Origin of the sequence: Microcystis sp. LE19-131.1A, from assembly GCF_027532015.1 — a bacterium.
Lineage (GTDB): Bacteria > Cyanobacteriota > Cyanobacteriia > Cyanobacteriales > Microcystaceae > Microcystis > Microcystis ichthyoblabe_A.
Window position 1 is genome coordinate 1 of sequence record NZ_JAPZSS010000033.1, and the last position, 14,935, is coordinate 14,935.

The 14,935-nt window shown below is 41.9% G+C and carries 13 protein-coding genes and 3 pseudogenes; 14 read left to right on the forward strand and 2 right to left on the reverse strand.

The features are described 5' to 3' along the window. Both O9323_RS02750 and cysK read left to right on the forward strand, forming a co-directional pair. Window positions 1–133 (forward strand): annotated as a pseudogene (locus O9323_RS02750) (IS630-like element ISMae24 family transposase); the annotation flags it as partial. Between the two features lie 909 nt (window positions 134–1,042). Continuing rightward, complete coding sequence (gene cysK / locus O9323_RS02755; protein ID WP_002734500.1) at window positions 1,043–2,002, forward strand: cysteine synthase A; 960 nt, start codon at window positions 1,043–1,045, stop codon at window positions 2,000–2,002. A gap of 69 nt (window positions 2,003–2,071) precedes the next feature. Here cysK and O9323_RS02760 read toward each other — a convergent pair whose 3' ends face one another. Beyond that, window positions 2,072–2,788 carry a hypothetical protein gene (locus O9323_RS02760; protein WP_149107211.1) on the reverse strand — a complete coding sequence of 239 codons (717 nt, stop codon included), beginning with the start codon at window positions 2,786–2,788 and terminating at the stop codon, window positions 2,072–2,074. A 416-nt stretch (window positions 2,789–3,204) separates the two neighbouring features. Between O9323_RS02760 and O9323_RS02765 the strand changes: the two genes are divergently transcribed. The 11 genes and pseudogenes from O9323_RS02765 to O9323_RS02815 form a co-directional block, all read left to right on the forward strand. Then, window positions 3,205–3,888 carry a hypothetical protein gene (locus tag O9323_RS02765; protein ID WP_149107210.1) on the forward strand — a complete coding sequence of 228 codons (684 nt, stop codon included), beginning with the start codon at window positions 3,205–3,207 and terminating at the stop codon, window positions 3,886–3,888. 373 nt (window positions 3,889–4,261) lie between these two features. Further along, on the forward strand, window positions 4,262–4,882 hold the full coding sequence (locus tag O9323_RS02770) for a YcbK family protein (protein WP_008202900.1): 621 nt from the start codon (window positions 4,262–4,264) through the stop codon (window positions 4,880–4,882). 61 nt (window positions 4,883–4,943) lie between these two features. Continuing rightward, window positions 4,944–5,909, forward strand: coding sequence for a hypothetical protein (locus O9323_RS02775; protein ID WP_149107829.1), 966 nt, complete (start codon window positions 4,944–4,946; stop codon window positions 5,907–5,909). A gap of 27 nt (window positions 5,910–5,936) precedes the next feature. Then, on the forward strand, window positions 5,937–7,376 hold the full coding sequence (locus O9323_RS02780; RefSeq protein WP_008202896.1) for a chymotrypsin family serine protease: 1,440 nt from the start codon (window positions 5,937–5,939) through the stop codon (window positions 7,374–7,376). A gap of 39 nt (window positions 7,377–7,415) precedes the next feature. Continuing rightward, the gene (locus O9323_RS02785) at window positions 7,416–8,312 is read left to right on the forward strand and encodes a peptidoglycan-binding domain-containing protein (RefSeq protein WP_149107827.1); all 897 of its coding nucleotides are present in this window, start codon (window positions 7,416–7,418) and stop codon (window positions 8,310–8,312) included. 77 nt (window positions 8,313–8,389) lie between these two features. Further along, window positions 8,390–10,048, forward strand: a complete 1,659-nt coding sequence (locus O9323_RS02790; RefSeq protein WP_288124662.1) for an N-acetylmuramoyl-L-alanine amidase — start codon at window positions 8,390–8,392, stop codon at window positions 10,046–10,048. 52 nt (window positions 10,049–10,100) lie between these two features. Next, entirely contained in the window at window positions 10,101–10,526 is a 426-nt protein-coding gene (locus O9323_RS02795) for a tetratricopeptide repeat protein (protein ID WP_008202888.1), read from the forward strand. A 34-nt stretch (window positions 10,527–10,560) separates the two neighbouring features. After that, window positions 10,561–11,577, forward strand: coding sequence for a hypothetical protein (locus O9323_RS02800; RefSeq protein ID WP_149107826.1), 1,017 nt, complete (start codon window positions 10,561–10,563; stop codon window positions 11,575–11,577). 43 nt (window positions 11,578–11,620) lie between these two features. Beyond that, a complete protein-coding gene (locus O9323_RS02805) occupies window positions 11,621–12,394 on the forward strand; it encodes a DUF2272 domain-containing protein (protein ID WP_149107825.1) in 774 nt (257 codons plus the stop codon). Between the two features lie 237 nt (window positions 12,395–12,631). Then, a pseudogene (locus O9323_RS02810) lies at window positions 12,632–12,757 on the forward strand (IS630 family transposase); the annotation flags it as partial. A 56-nt stretch (window positions 12,758–12,813) separates the two neighbouring features. After that, window positions 12,814–12,921: pseudogene (locus O9323_RS02815) on the forward strand (IS630 family transposase); the annotation flags it as partial. 194 nt (window positions 12,922–13,115) lie between these two features. Here O9323_RS02815 and O9323_RS02820 read toward each other — a convergent pair. Next, a complete protein-coding gene (locus tag O9323_RS02820; protein WP_002731861.1) occupies window positions 13,116–13,301 on the reverse strand; it encodes a hypothetical protein in 186 nt (61 codons plus the stop codon). A 739-nt stretch (window positions 13,302–14,040) separates the two neighbouring features. Between O9323_RS02820 and O9323_RS02825 the strand changes: the two genes are divergently transcribed. Then, window positions 14,041–14,931 (forward strand): alpha/beta fold hydrolase, encoded by an 891-nt coding sequence (locus O9323_RS02825; RefSeq protein ID WP_149107824.1) that lies wholly within the window; start codon window positions 14,041–14,043, stop codon window positions 14,929–14,931. Window positions 14,932–14,935: the final 4 nt, after the last annotated feature.

The window sequence follows — 14,935 nt, forward strand, 5'->3', positions numbered from 1 at the left end:
TGAAATATTATGGAGATTTTTAAAATATGAATGGATTGAATTTAGCGCCTATAAAGACCGAAAGAGCCTCCTCGCTTACGTTAAAAAAGTGCTGGACAATTTTGGAGGCGAGTATGTAATTAATTTTGCCTAGGTACTTAATAACCCACTATGAAATTCTATCAAATCGCTGTAACCATTGTAAAATCGTTGTTAAATAAAAATCTTTCTCAATTAATTCTTAAGAATTTATAAATATTGCGGAATGTTAATTTAAATATTCTCAAGTTTTTGGAGTCAATATATAATGGTTGCTTATCTTTGTTGAAAAATAGAACTCCTGCAAAAATCCAACATCTACCATTGGGTTAGGAGATAGGATTCAGGAGACGGGATTCAGGAGATAGGAGATAGGAGTCAGGAGTCAGTAGTCAGTAAGAATTGCGGCAATTTACATTTCTCAAGATAGACAACAGAATTTATGTCCGACTACTTATCAGTTATCAGTAATCAGCGAGGTTGAATTATCGCTTTTTTCTCAAAAATTTGGATAGTATCTCAGCATATTTTAGTGAGTTAGCCATAGCAAAGTAACCTACTTTTCAGAATTTAAAAGTTAGTAGCTGATGCTATCACCTGACATTAACTGCTGCCATTCAGAATCCTGCTGATAGTGGTCAAGCATAGACTCAGCCTGCCCTTCAAGGATACGCCTGCACTCAATCAATGGTAACTTGAGAAAAGCCAGACGTTGCTCTAGGGATAAAGCTTGTTCTTCAGGGGTTAAATAAGACGGATTAGCCTCTTTCACCAGTGGGAAAACCTTCAGTTTGTCAGAAAAATCCCATTCCTATCATATCTAGATTTTATAGGACATCCTCTCAAGCTAGGCGGACTGATTAAAGAAACAAAGGAAAATGGAAATTTTGCCGATCTAGGGCTGGCCTTTGCTATAAGTGAGCTATATAGCGCCTCCTTGGCTAGTGAGGAAATTCTCAAACGCTAAAGCTGAGAACTTACCGCTATAACTAAGCACACGAATCACCCAGACTGAGAAAATATCATGCGTATCGCTCACGATGTCACCGAATTGGTTGGCCGCACACCTTTAGTACAATTGAATCGGATTCCCCAAGCGGAGGGCTGTCTTGGCCGAATTGTGATGAAATTAGAAGGGATGAATCCCGCTGCTTCCGTCAAAGACCGCATTGGCACTCACATGATTAATAGCGCCGAAAAAGCGGGTTTAATCAATCCAGAAACCACGGTTTTAGTGGAACCCACCTCTGGCAATACGGGAATTGCCCTCGCGATGACTGCGGCAGCTAAGGGTTATCGCTTAATTTTAACTATGCCGGAAACGATGAGTTTAGAACGCCGGGCGATGTTAAAAGCCTACGGTGCTACCCTAGAACTTACCCCCGGTTCCCAAGGCATGAAAGGGGCAATTTTACGCGCGCAGCAAATCGTCGATAGTATCCCCGGGGCTTATATGTTGCAACAATTTCGCAACCCTTCTAACCCAGAAATTCACCGTCTCACCACTGCTGAGGAAATTTGGCAAGATACCGACGGACAGGTAGATTTTATTGTTGCGGGTGTGGGTACTGGAGGCACGATTACGGGAGTCGCTGAAGTGATTAAATCTCGTAAACCTAGTTTTCAAGTAGTCGCGGTGGAACCTTTCAATAGTCCGGTGATTTCCGGGGGTAATCCCGGTCCCCATAAAATTCAGGGTATCGGTGCGGGTTTTATTCCGGAAGTTTTACGCACAGATCTGATTGATGAGGTAATTACCGTCAGTGATGAGGAAGCTTTTCAATTTGGTCGTCGTTTGGCAAAAGAAGAGGGTTTACTTTCGGGGATTTCTTCCGGTGCCAATCTTTGTGCCGCAATTCAACTGGCCCAACGACCGGAAAATGAGGGTAAATTAATTGTGGTGATTCAGCCTAGTTTTGGAGAACGTTATCTGAGTACGCTGATGTTCCAAAATATCGAGGAGCGCGAGTTAACTTTGGTGTAAAAAAATATCCTCCTCAGCCTCTAGCAGTCAGCTTTAGTTGAGGGCTGATTGCTAATAGCAGAGAGCTTTTTAATCATATTTCAAGAGGGATTTTTTCACCTGTAGGGGTATTTGTAAAGGTTGCGGTTTGATTGCTTCTTTGCCAGAAAAATTATCCAATAAAGCCGAACGCACTTGCGTATCGGTTTCTCGCGAGAGAAGATAACGGAAGTATTCTTGGCATTGTTCTCGACGACTGGGGGAAAGTTCCATTTCACTTAAACGTCGGACGGCCATTAAGCGCATTAAGGGATCATTGACTGTTAATTTTTCTAACCAGCGATCGAAGTTTTTTGACTCATTTTCACCGCGATGGTCGAGAAAATGCCATCCTAGCAGGATTAAAGTCAAAACCGTGCCAAATCCTTGCAAAATTGAGGCCAGGGCCAACCAGCGATTTTCGGCATAGGTCCAAATTGCCACAGCGAGATAGGTGGCTAAACTGCCTAAACCGCCACAGACTACCGCTAAAGTTAACTTACCGCTATCGTCGCTGAAAAAAGCACGCCACCACAGCCACAGCGATGGCCAGTTTTGACCCTGGAGATGGTAAACTCCAATCATCGTCCCCACCCCGGTTAAAGTGGCCAAAACTAACTGCCAATTCCACGCCCAGAGGATCAAAAAACTAGCACAAGCTGCCGCCCATGTCAAGAATTGACGGGTTTTTTTTGCGGCGAGAGTTTTGATGACTCGACGCTGCAGAGCGGGAGAAAAATAGGGAGGAAGGCGGAATACTGAAGACACGGGAAGTTTTTCACTGAGGGTTTGATGATCACTATAGCCTGTTCTCAGGCAGACAGATCATTTTTCTCGGTAAAAATCCTTGTAGGAAAAGAGCGAAGTGCTAGGGTGGCCTAAAATTGCGATCGAGAATCGGCTAAAGTTCAGATTGGCGAGCTAAAGTGTTAGGATGGTTTTCAATCAAACTCAACTTTTTTTATTAATAAATAGCTGAACAATATTCTGTAAACTTATATAAAGAAACCTAAAGAAATATGTTAATTTGCCGTCTTTGGGGCAGTAAATTCTGATAGACGATCTAGAGTAGTAAGTATAAGTACCGCACCTAATTTTACCTAGTCACGCCAGCTATCTAACTCATCTATTTCACTTCCGAACAGAGTTAGAACTTTCTTTGTTACGTTCTGAGAGGCAAAAAAATGACTACTCAACTACAACAAAAAGCCGAACTTGAAATCGTCACCTTGAACCCTGTTTACGGAGTTAACTATAACAAGGGTTACATCGGTTTTACCTATGACGGAACAAATCCAGTTGGTCGAGGAATTGCTTATTTTACTAAGTGGGATAAAATGAGCAATATTTATGCTACTCACGCTCTCATCGTTACGGGTGAAAATACCTGTATTGAAGCGAATGCTGGCACGAATATGGTAGAAGAAAATCCTCTAGAACCCTATTTTCAACCTTCTAATTGCCAAATTTTCTTCCGCAAACCCAAAGATTTAACTGATGAGATTGCAGAGCGTATTGTTGAGATTCTCAAACCAGAAGTAGGTAAAAAATATGACTATAAACTAATCCTAGCTCATGCCTTTTCTGGAAGTTTACCCGGTCAGATACTCAGTCTTTTATCACGGCAAAAAATCAAAAAATTACTGTCTGAAGCTCTCAACTGTCCTGATAAATGGATTTGTAGTGAGTTAGCAGCTTACGCTTTAGATGAGCAACCTGAATACCGAGATATCGGAGTTCTGATCAATCCTAATTCTACCATTAATCCTCAAAAATTATTTGAAGATGATCTGATTTTTCAGGCTTGGGAAAATCAGGTTGCAGCAAAGTTTAAAGATTTAATCACTGGGACAACAGTAATTGCTTAAATGTCTTACATAGCAATTAAGGATAACAGTGGGGGGAGAGTATTCGCTTACTAAGGCTTAAGGGAATTAGAAAAGATTAGTAAGTAGTCGTGCAAAATTAATTTCCTAGTGAAGATAGGCAAAAGGCAAAAGGCAGGAGGCAAGAGGTGGTTAGATATGTGTAATTAATTTTGCTTAGGTACTTAACTTATTAGGAAAAGTCAATATAGCGGTTCTCGCATCTGTGCGGCACACTTAAACCTTTGCTGATTAAGCTTTTCAGAATCGGGAATGTACCTCGTGTGAATCAGAAACGCTATAATTTCTTTACCGTTGGTAGTACGCTTTCCCTCATTCTCAATACTATTAATTACCCCAAATGCAGGTCAAAATCATGAACGATACTCAAGAACAGTCCTCATTAAATTTAGAAATTTTGGCAGAACGATTAGAAAACATTGAATCCCTTCTTTTTGCCCTACATAGTAATGCAGCCTATTTAGAGAACGAACCGTTTGAAGTGGTTGAGACAGAAGAGGTGGTTCTTCAATCCCTAACCTCACAGTTAGAAAACTATATTGATGGTTTAGGCTTGCAATATTTCAAAGGCCGTGAGTTAACGCCCTATTGGAATCGCACTTGTGGCAATACCCGTAATTCCGTCCCTCCTCAGAATCTTTGGCCAAATTTAGCACGAACCTTAACCGTTTTAAACAAACTACGCAGTGATCTAGGTGTCCCCATCGTTATTACCAGTTCTTATCGAGATCCTGATTATAACGCTTGTGTCGGCGGTGTTCCTGGTTCTGAACACACTAAAGCCCTAGCCTTAGATTTTGTGGCTCGTGGGGGTACTCCTGCCCAATGGGCGGCTAAATTAAGCTCCTATCGCGGTAGAACCTTTAATATTCCGGGTATTGGTAACTATGTCTTTCACGGGGGGATTGGCACTTATCCAAGTCGAAACTTTGTTCATGTTGACACCAGAGGGACAGATGTAAATTGGACGGCTTAACTCTCTGTTGTTTTTGGTTTCCTAGCCAATATTTAACATCATTCATAGTGAGGGAAAATCTATGCTTAAAGAATCTTCCATTCAAGGATGGGTGCTCGGTTCCTTAGGAATTCTGGCTTTAAGTTTGACGTTGAATGGATGCAGTCCCGAAAGAAGGGCAATTTTACGACTAACAGCCCTCAATTTTCAGACTCAAGCCACGGAAGCGATCGCCGCCACCAAAGTCATTTATCAACTTACAGCGAATGCTAGACCTGAAAATCAGCGCCGAGAAGTCCTAGTCAGAAGGCTTTTAACTGATCCTAACCTTGATTTTGGCAATCCAGAGGCAATTAATAAAATTATTGGCCAAATACTGGGTATTAGTCCAGCCATTCCTAATCCCGTCAACGAAGCTCTCGATGATCTGCGTCAAGAATATGTCGTCGCCGCGGAAACCTTTACCAATCTTGAGCAAGCAGGCTTATTAGGGACAGAATCGAAAGCAGTGGCAAGTGCAGCCGAACCTGCACGAAGGTTAACCGTGAAAATGCTTCTTTTAGCCGAAATGATCCGTCAAAATCCCCCCAGTCCTAAAAATGCTAATCGGGTTTGGATTTTCTATCAATTTGCTCAACTACGCACTCGTTATGCTTCAGCAACCACAGACGCTGAACGAAGACAAATTATCGAGACAGCGAATCAATTGCTTGATCAACTTTTTACCATTAATGCCGAAGAAACCACAATCGTCTGTCAAGCAACGGCTAAATTGCTCTTAACTGCCCAAACGGGCGCACAACTTTCGGCTTTAATTGAAGACTACGATCGCCTCAGTCTTAACGAAATTGTGGCTAAGATTACCACCGCTTTAGGCATTGCTTCCAGTTTAAGTGGTCGCGATTTAACCAGTGTTAATAGCAAAATCACCGAGATTCAGACAAGCATTCAAAAGGATGCCGCTTTAAACCGAATTCTCAATGAACTTCCTCAACAGCGTTGGCAAGCCAGTTCTTCTGCATCTGCCCCCCTAAATTGTTCTCAGTAAACATTTAATTAACGAGAGGTTGCAACTATGCCTACTAACTATTCCGAAGCTCAACTGCAAGGAGCTTATCAAAAAGCCTTTAAAGCCTACATGGGAAGGGATTACGTCACAGGGGTTGATGTCGGTTATCAATACACGGAAGGTCAACCCACGGATAATATTGTCGTTCGAGTTCATGTTAAGGAAAAACTGCCGGAATCTAGCTTAGAAGCAGTGGAAATCTTCCCCAAAGAGATTGATGGTATTCCTCTTGACGTGATTCAAGGGATTTATCGACCTCATATAGCTGTTGTGGCAGAAACAACGTTGAAACGGCAAACTCGTCTTAATCCAATTCAACCAGGAATTAGTGTGGGTCATTTTCGGACAGCGACGGGGACTTTAGGGGCGATCGTCTATGATAAGATGACAGGAAAACCTTGTATCTTGAGTAATTGGCACGTTTTAGTCGGAAGTAAGGAAGCTTCTCCAGGGGATGAGGTTATTCAACCCGGTGCGGCTGATGGCGGACGATTAACCCTTGATCGAGTGGGATGGTTAGGGCGTTCTCTGCTGAATGAAGAAGGGGACGCAGCGATCGCTTTTTGGGATAGTCCCTCAGATCGTAGCCTTGAATTGGCTCAGTTTAACACGGGAGTGGTCGTTAAATCGGCTCGTTTGGCTAGTTTAAGCGATGTCGGTCAAATTTTAGAAAAATCAGCCAGAACTACGGGAGTAACACGAGGCAAAATTGATGGGGTGGGATCATACACTCTGACTTATCCAGTGGGCAGCAAAACGGTTCAAGGGTTCAAAATTGTGGCAATTATCCCTAATAATCCCGATAATGAGGAAATTAGCGCAGGGGGTGATTCGGGAGCAATTTGGTACGATCCTCAAACCCATGAAGGGGTTGGTTTACACTTTGCGGGAGAATCAAATCCCGATCCCAGACAAGAACACGCAATTGCTTGTCATTTACCGAGAGTGTTATCGGCGTTAAATGTATCCTTAACCCCTTTAGTACCAAAAGACGTAGATTTGAACAGAGAAAGCTTAGAAACAGTTACAACTGCATCTCCCAATCTTAATAAGATCATGGCTGAGATCAAACAACTGATCGATACCGTGAGCTTAACCGCCAATCTTCCCGTCGGAACACCTATTGATCTGCAAATTCTCCGCCAAGCGGAAAACAGACTTAAAAACATCGAATTTCGCCTACAGTTTGAATTACTGAGGGCAGAAGATAACAATGATTGGGCTTTGGCTGATTTACTTTATGATGCCATTGAACAATGCCAAAAAGCGTTAAATGCTGTCAGAGGCGCATTAATTCGTCTTGTTGTCATTGGAACGGATCACGCCCAAATTATTGCCCAATGCCGCAGTATTCGCCAAGATATTGACCGTGCGGTTCGGACACAACAGGTGATTGATTACTTCATTCGTGTAGCCATTTTAGTCCGTCGCTTTGTCGGCGTTTAATAAGTCAATTATGTCAATTTTTGACAAGGAGCATCCAGAATGAGTACCTTACAGCAAGTCATCGACCAAAATAAATACATTCCTTTCGGCGAAATTGCCTCTTCTCCGTTAAATGAGGATGAAGAACTCTGTCGAGAAATTCAAACCATCCTTAAAGGATTAAATTTATACAATTACACCATTGACGGTGATTTTGGTGGCATTACTCGGCAAGCCTTACGGGATTTTAAAGAAGAAAAAGGACTGACGGGGGGAGACATCTTGGGTCCTTCTACCGCCAAGGCACTCTTACGCTATAGTACAAACGGCGTTTTACCCCCACCCCCTCAACCCCCTCTGCCTGATGGTTTAGCTCGTGCGGTGATTCAAGAAGGTCAAAAACACGGCTTAACCTTAAGAACTCAGATTGCCTATATTATGGCAACCGTACAACATGAAACGGCCAATACTTATAAACCAGTGCGAGAAGCCTTTTGGAAAACCGAAGAATGGCGACGACAAAATCTTCGTTATTATCCTTACTACGGTCGAGGCTATGTGCAACTGACTTGGAGAACGAACTATCAGAAATATAGCAATATTTTAGGAGTTGATCTCGTTAATAATCCCGATCGAGCCTTAGAGCCAAGTATTTCTTTATATATCCTTGTTCATGGGATGGCTAATGGCATCTTTACGGGACGACGCTTAGGGCAATATGTCAGTGTTAACCGTACTGACTTTGTGAATGCGAGAAAAGTCATTAATGATATGGATCGGGCGCATCACATCGCTAACTTAGCTCAACAATGGTTAACCAAACTGAATAACTTCCCTGTCCCTGAAGCCTTACCTGAAGCTGTCAATCTTGGAGCGGGAATGCCAGCGTTTATCGAAGAAAATGTGCAACTCTCAGAAGATGAGCTTTTCCTGTTTGAGCAAATCATGAGTAGTTAAATCAGCAAGTTCCCCTCTTCTGTGTGTGGGAGAGGGGAGTTAATACTTGTTGCCTTTTGGGAAAATTGAGGATTAAAATGATGGTTAGCCGTAAAAAACTTGGAGAAAGCTTAAATTTAGAAATCGACTTAATTCCTGAGTCAAATTCTAATCGTCCCAACACAAAAATAACGCCTAGTTTCATCACTATTCATAACACTGATAACTCGGGAAGGGGGGCCGATGCTCGCGCCCATGCTCGATATGTAAAAGGTCAAGATGCTCAAAATCGGAAGGTTTCTTGGCATTATACTGTTGACGACAAGCGTTCTATTAAACATTTACCTGTCAATGAAAAAGGATGGCACGCCGGAAGTGGTGAAGGTAATAAGAAAAGTGTGGGTATTGAGATTTGCATGAATGAAGGGATTGATCAAGAAGCTGCTAATGATCGTGCGGCTACCTTAACGGCGATCTTAATGTATGACCTCAATATTCCTCTCAGTAACGTTGTTACCCATAAACATTGGACGGGAAAAAACTGTCCTCGATTACTTCTAAATGATTGGGATCGTTTTAAACAACAGGTCAAAGACATCTACAATAGTATTGAACCCCAACCTGAAGCGATCGCCGAATTATTTGCTGATGAGAGCCTGTTTGAGGGTCACGGTCAAGAATTAGATGAAGAAATCCCCAAACCTGAACAGTTAGAACATCCCGCATTTTGTAGTTTGCCGGCTGTCCCAGAGCGTCCTCTATCAGAGGATATTGACCCAAATCGGGCTTCTCTCATTCTGATCAGTCAGAAAAAATGGGTTAATCGAACGATACTCCATTATTGCTTTTTGGATACACCTAGTCGTTGGCGAGGAGAAGAAAGACAAAAAGAAGCCGTCCGCCAAGCCTTCAATACATGGAAAAATTTAGGCATTGGTTTAGCATTTGTTGAAGTTACCGATCCCAGTGAAGCAGAAATTCGGATTGGTTTTGATCCACAAGAGGGATCTTGGTCTTATATCGGACGCGATGCCATCGATTATGTGACCAATCCCCGTGAACGGACGATGAATTTTGGTTGGGATTTAACCACTCCCTACGGACGAGATACGGCATTACATGAAATTGGTCATGCCCTTGGTTTTCCCCATGAACATCAAAATCCCTTAGCTGGTATTGTCTGGAATGAAGAAAAAGTCTATCAAACTTATGCGGGAGATCCTAATTATTGGTCACGGGAAAAGACGTATAATAATATCATTCGCAAAATTTCTCCCGATTTAGTTAAAGGTTCAGGTTGGGATAAAAATTCCATCATGCACTATCATTTTAAGGAAGGATTAATCCTCTCGCCATCGGGTTATGAAACTCGACCTTTGATTCCTGAACCGGGCTTATCACCCACTGACATTGAAATAGTTAAACGTTTTTATCCGGGGACATCTGAAGTAAACATCGAACTCAAACCGTATCAGTCAATCTTAGTCAACATCAATCCTAGTGAGCAACTCGATTTTATCATTCGACCAGAGGAAACCCGAAAATATACTATTGAAACCATCGGTCATTTAGATACGGTAATTGTCTTATTTGAAGATGTCAATGGAACACCTCGCTATATGGCAGGTGATGATAATAGTGGTTTGGACAACAATGCACAAATTATCACTCGTTTAATTAAAGGACGAACCTATTATCTTCGATTACGACTTTATACCGCTCAAGCCAGTGGTCAGGGTGCAATTATCCTTTGGTAATATCTGTTGATTGACTGTTCCCTGAAAGTAGTTAAAAAGGGAGGATAGCTAGATGAAATTTAGCCTCATATTACTCATGATTATTGGGTTATTAGCGGGGTGTATGCTATCTTCTCTAGATCAACCTTTAACGCTTGAACCAGAGACAACAACTTTTTTCCCATCTTGTGACATTTCTAGACCTCTTAATCCTGACCCTGAACCTCAACCCAATGAAACAGTATTAGATCGATATTTTCGGTTAGCTTTCACTCAAGAAGTTTCTGGAAATTTCACAAAAGCTATTGATTATTATCAACAGGCGGCTAACTTATCTCAATGTGAATGCGATCGCCGACACGCTTTAGCCGGAAAACAGGCCGCCGAAGAATCACAAAATCTTCTCGAAAAAGAAGGAATAGAAAGTAAACCCACACAATTTTTCTGGGTAAGATTACAAGAATTAACGGAAAACTTACCTTGTATTCAAGTTCAATAACACAGAATTTAGATAAATTTGACAGGAGTAATCTATGAGTACCTTACAAATTATCAATCCTACCAATCATGCTCGCTTTGAATCTCTAAAACCTGTTACTTTTACAGGCAAAGTCGATCCTGGAATAGTCACTGTAGAACTAAAAGCAGACGAACAATATTCCCTAGGCAATGGTCAGGTCAAAACGGATGGTTCTTGGTCGATTACTTATTCAGGATTTACCAATATCGGTGAGCGCAAAATTACCGCCATCGGTTTTGATCAAGGAAATCAAAAAAAGGCAGAAACCAGTATCTATATTAATGTTGTTTCCGCCACGGATGGACTTGATAAAATTATCCAGATTGCCGCTAATTCCCAAATAGCCCGTTATCACTGGCTCGATCGAGGAGTTGCCCCCAAAGGTTACATTAAAGGCATGGCAGTTATCTACGCTAAGGTTTATTGCCAGCTGAAAGCAGGTAATCCCTTTGCCAAAGAAATGGCGAAAGCTAACACAGGAAACTCCGATAAAGATGCCTTAGCACACTATGCTCAAAAATTCGGTGATTTAGGGATGAATAATAGCGTGGCAGGGGTTGATACCCTCAGACATTTATTTGTCTTGCTGATAGGTTTAGGAATGCGGGAAAGTTCTGGAAAATACTGTGAAGGACGTGATCGTTCAGCCAGCAATACCACTGCTGAAACGGCGGAAGCTGGATTATTTCAAACAAGCTATAATGCCCGCAGTGCTAGTCCATTATTACCCCAATTATTTGAACAGTATTTAGCCAATTCATCAGGGTTTGTCGAAGTCTTTAAGGAAGGGGTTACTTGTTCTCCCCAAGACTGGGAAAACTATGGAGAAGGGAAAGGGAAAGAATTTCAACGCTTGTCGAAAGCTTGTCCGGCTTTTGCCGCCGAATTTGCTGCTATTGGCTTAAGAAATCTCCGAAAACATTGGGGACCAATTAACCGACTAGAAGCTGAAATTTGTCCTGAAGCTGATGCTCTGTTACAGGAGGTTCAGAAGATTGTTGAGCAATTGAATCTTTGTCCATTGTTTTAATTATCTTTTTTTCTATCTCTCAAATAAGGGAAAGGAGGGAGTTATGAAACTTTTCAATACTCTAATTGCTGGTGGATTGTTAACTATTAGCTTTTTAGTCATTCCTGGGGCAACAAAAGCTCAGACTTTTCAAGAAAAAGTGGCTGAAAACGCTGTTAAAGAATGGCAAAATTTTCATAATCCACCCATTGTTGTCAGAGCTAAAGCAGATACTGAAATACGCAGAGATACAGGAACAGCTGAAAGACCTCTAGAATATGCTCAATGTAACATAGTTAATCGTTACTGGCGCAGTGTAAAAACACCCCCTAGAGGTGACTTTTGTAGATTACCCAGAATAGCAGATAAAAATCAAGGAGGCTGGGATAATTATCCTTGGTCAGCCGCTTTTATTTCTTTTATTATGAAACAATCAGGGGCAGGTGATCAGTTTAAATATAGTGTCCGTCACGCTACTTACATCGTTGATGCCGTCAAAAATCGGAACAATCCTAATGCTTCTTTTCGAGGCTATCCCGCCGTCAAAATTAAAGACTATCCCATTGATCCGATTCGTCCATCTGTTGGCGATCTAATCTGTGCGCCGCGAGGAAAAAATGCGGGTTTAACCTATCCACAGATTATTGATCAAGGAGATTTTGAATCTCATTGTGATATTGTGGTTGCCAAAAATAACAATCAATTAGAAGTCATCGGTGGGAATGTAGGAGATAGTGTGGCAAAAACGATTGTTTCTCTAGACGATCAGGGATACATCAAAGTCACCAAACCTGATTTCAGACCTTGGTTTGTGGTTATCAAAAATAATCTCAGATAAGGTGCAACTCTTGAAGTGATGGCCAACTTGAAATCTTTCAGGAGGAAAGGCGATACATGGGAAAATCCTGCGCTTTTCCTCCCCTATAGAATTTAAGCGTATTGTAGCTGGATAAGACTATAGCAATTCCATTTGAGGGGTAAATAGAGCTTGCTATGGTAAAATAGAAAAGTTTTATCAAGAAATGAAAGAAAAAAAGCAATTAGAAACCAATCAAAATGAAAGAGAAAGACAAATAGAGCGTTTAATCAATTCGGCAAAAACTTTAAGATTGTTAATCTTTTATTTGAATTTTTTGCCAAATATAATCTTTTCAAATTTCCTAACTTGAAAAGATTTGATGCCTTTTCACAACTCCTTTAGGTTTGCTATATATTATTGTCTTTGTAAAAAATGCAAGTTGTAGCCGTGCAAAGTATATTTATGGATGTCTGAATGATGCCTATTTGAAACATAAAAATGAATTGGATTCCTTGCTCACTCTACGATTTCAGAAGTTTAATAAATCTCAGATTATGACCATCTAAAGTATAGACAACCGAAAGAACTGGTGGTCTTATCTTTGCTGTCACGACAAGGTAAATGCCTACTGATGGACAGGAGACAATTCTTGCTCTTGCAGAAGCGGAGACATCGAGATTAGTGACAGCCTCCGCAGTGGCAATTTTGGCACCTGTATTGCCTGTCCTGTGGCTCAAGTGACTATGCTAAAATCGGTCAACTAGAAATGACGAGAAACGATTTTTTCAATAGTCGCCTGGGTATCCTGCAGCAGTTTCTCGCGACTATCTCTAGTATTAGTCAGACTAGGCACGAGATTACGAGCTTGTAAAGCCATGTGAAGTTGTAGTTGAGCCACATACTCACGGATATCTTCGCGGGTTTCCGATTGGTTAGGATGAAACATAGAGAAACTGGAAGGGTCTGTCTAGCTGATGGGGTCTTGTCGATAACTCCTATACAAGTTATCACAAGACCTTAGGTTCCCGTCAAGGATTTGCTCCAACTCTACACATTTCTCAACACAACTTATAACAGTCATCTCAAGGGCGAGGTATAAAGTTTTCGGGCTCTTCGGTTTGTGTTATGCAATGGATGGGGGTTATAAGGAATGAAACCCTTATAGAGACAGACATTACCGCGATTTTTGTCAATTGTTTGCGATCTAGAGCGAACTAATCAATTAAATCCCTTGCCAGATAAGGATTTAGTCGATTTATGCCCCCATATCGAACCATACCAAGTCCCGAAGAGCCAGTTTTCGTTTTGGGGAGCCAGTCGCCAGTCGTCGATACCAAATTCTAGACAGTAATTCCCAATTCAAACGGTAGCACAGAATACAGAATCAGTCTTACTCTTGATGGGTGGTGATTCGGTAGTAGTGATGGAGGCTTAATCCTTTGCTTTACTGTGCATTGTAGTCATGGATAAAAACGTGATTCTCCATTTTTTTAGAGGAAATGATCTGTTAGTAGTGCCGTAGCCTCTTGCTTACCCAGTATCAAGTGTGTAAAATATTTATTAATAAAAATAATTGGAACCCGATCAGTCTTTAAACCTCATCCCCAGACCACCAGCCAAGCCGCCACTTAACCTGACAGTATATATTAAGAAAAGCAACAAATACTTTACAGACACAACAAAGTATGCAGCAAATTCTAGGATTAGAGACACAACCAAAAATTTGGCATTGGCGGGGATTCAAAATCACCTATCAAAGTGCGGGGGAGACAGGACCCGCGATCGTGCTTGTGCATGGATTTGGGGCATCTTGGGGACATTGGCGGAAAAATATCCCCGTTTTAGGCGAAAAATGTCGCTGTTTTGCCCTAGATTTAATTGGTTTTGGCGGTTCCGACAAACCCGAACCGAAAAACGAGATCGATTACACTTTCGAGACTTGGGGGGCGCAAATTGCCGATTTTTGTCGGGAAGTGGTGGGGGGTGCTGCTTTTTTGGCGGGGAATTCCATCGGTTGCATCGCCATTATGCAGGCTGCCGTCGATCATCCCGATTTTGTCCTTGGGGTGGCGGCGATTAATTGTTCCCTCAGACTACTTCACGAAAGAAAACGGGGGGAATTACCCTGGTATCGTCGTTTAGGAGCGGATATTGCCCAAATAATTCTCAAAAATAAAGCAATTGGGGCTTTTTTCTTCCAACAGATCGCTAAACCCCAGACAGTGCGTAAAATTCTCCTGCAAGCTTATCGGCGATCAGAAGCTGTAACGGAGGAATTAGTGGAAATAATCTTAAAACCCGCCAGAGATCCAGGAGCGATCGAGGTTTTCCTCGCTTTTACCGGTTATTCTGGTGGCCCACTCCCGGAAGACCTACTGCCGATTCTCCCCTGTCGGGCTATTCTGCTTTGGGGTAGCGAGGATCCCTGGGAACCCTTGCCCTTGGGCCAAGAATTAGCACGATTCCCGACCGTAAAAAAGTTTATCCCCTTAGCTGGCTTAGGCCACTGTCCCCAGGACGAGGCCCCAGAAATAGTTAATCCGATTTTATTAGACTTCCTGCAAGCTTATAGCTAAGTTC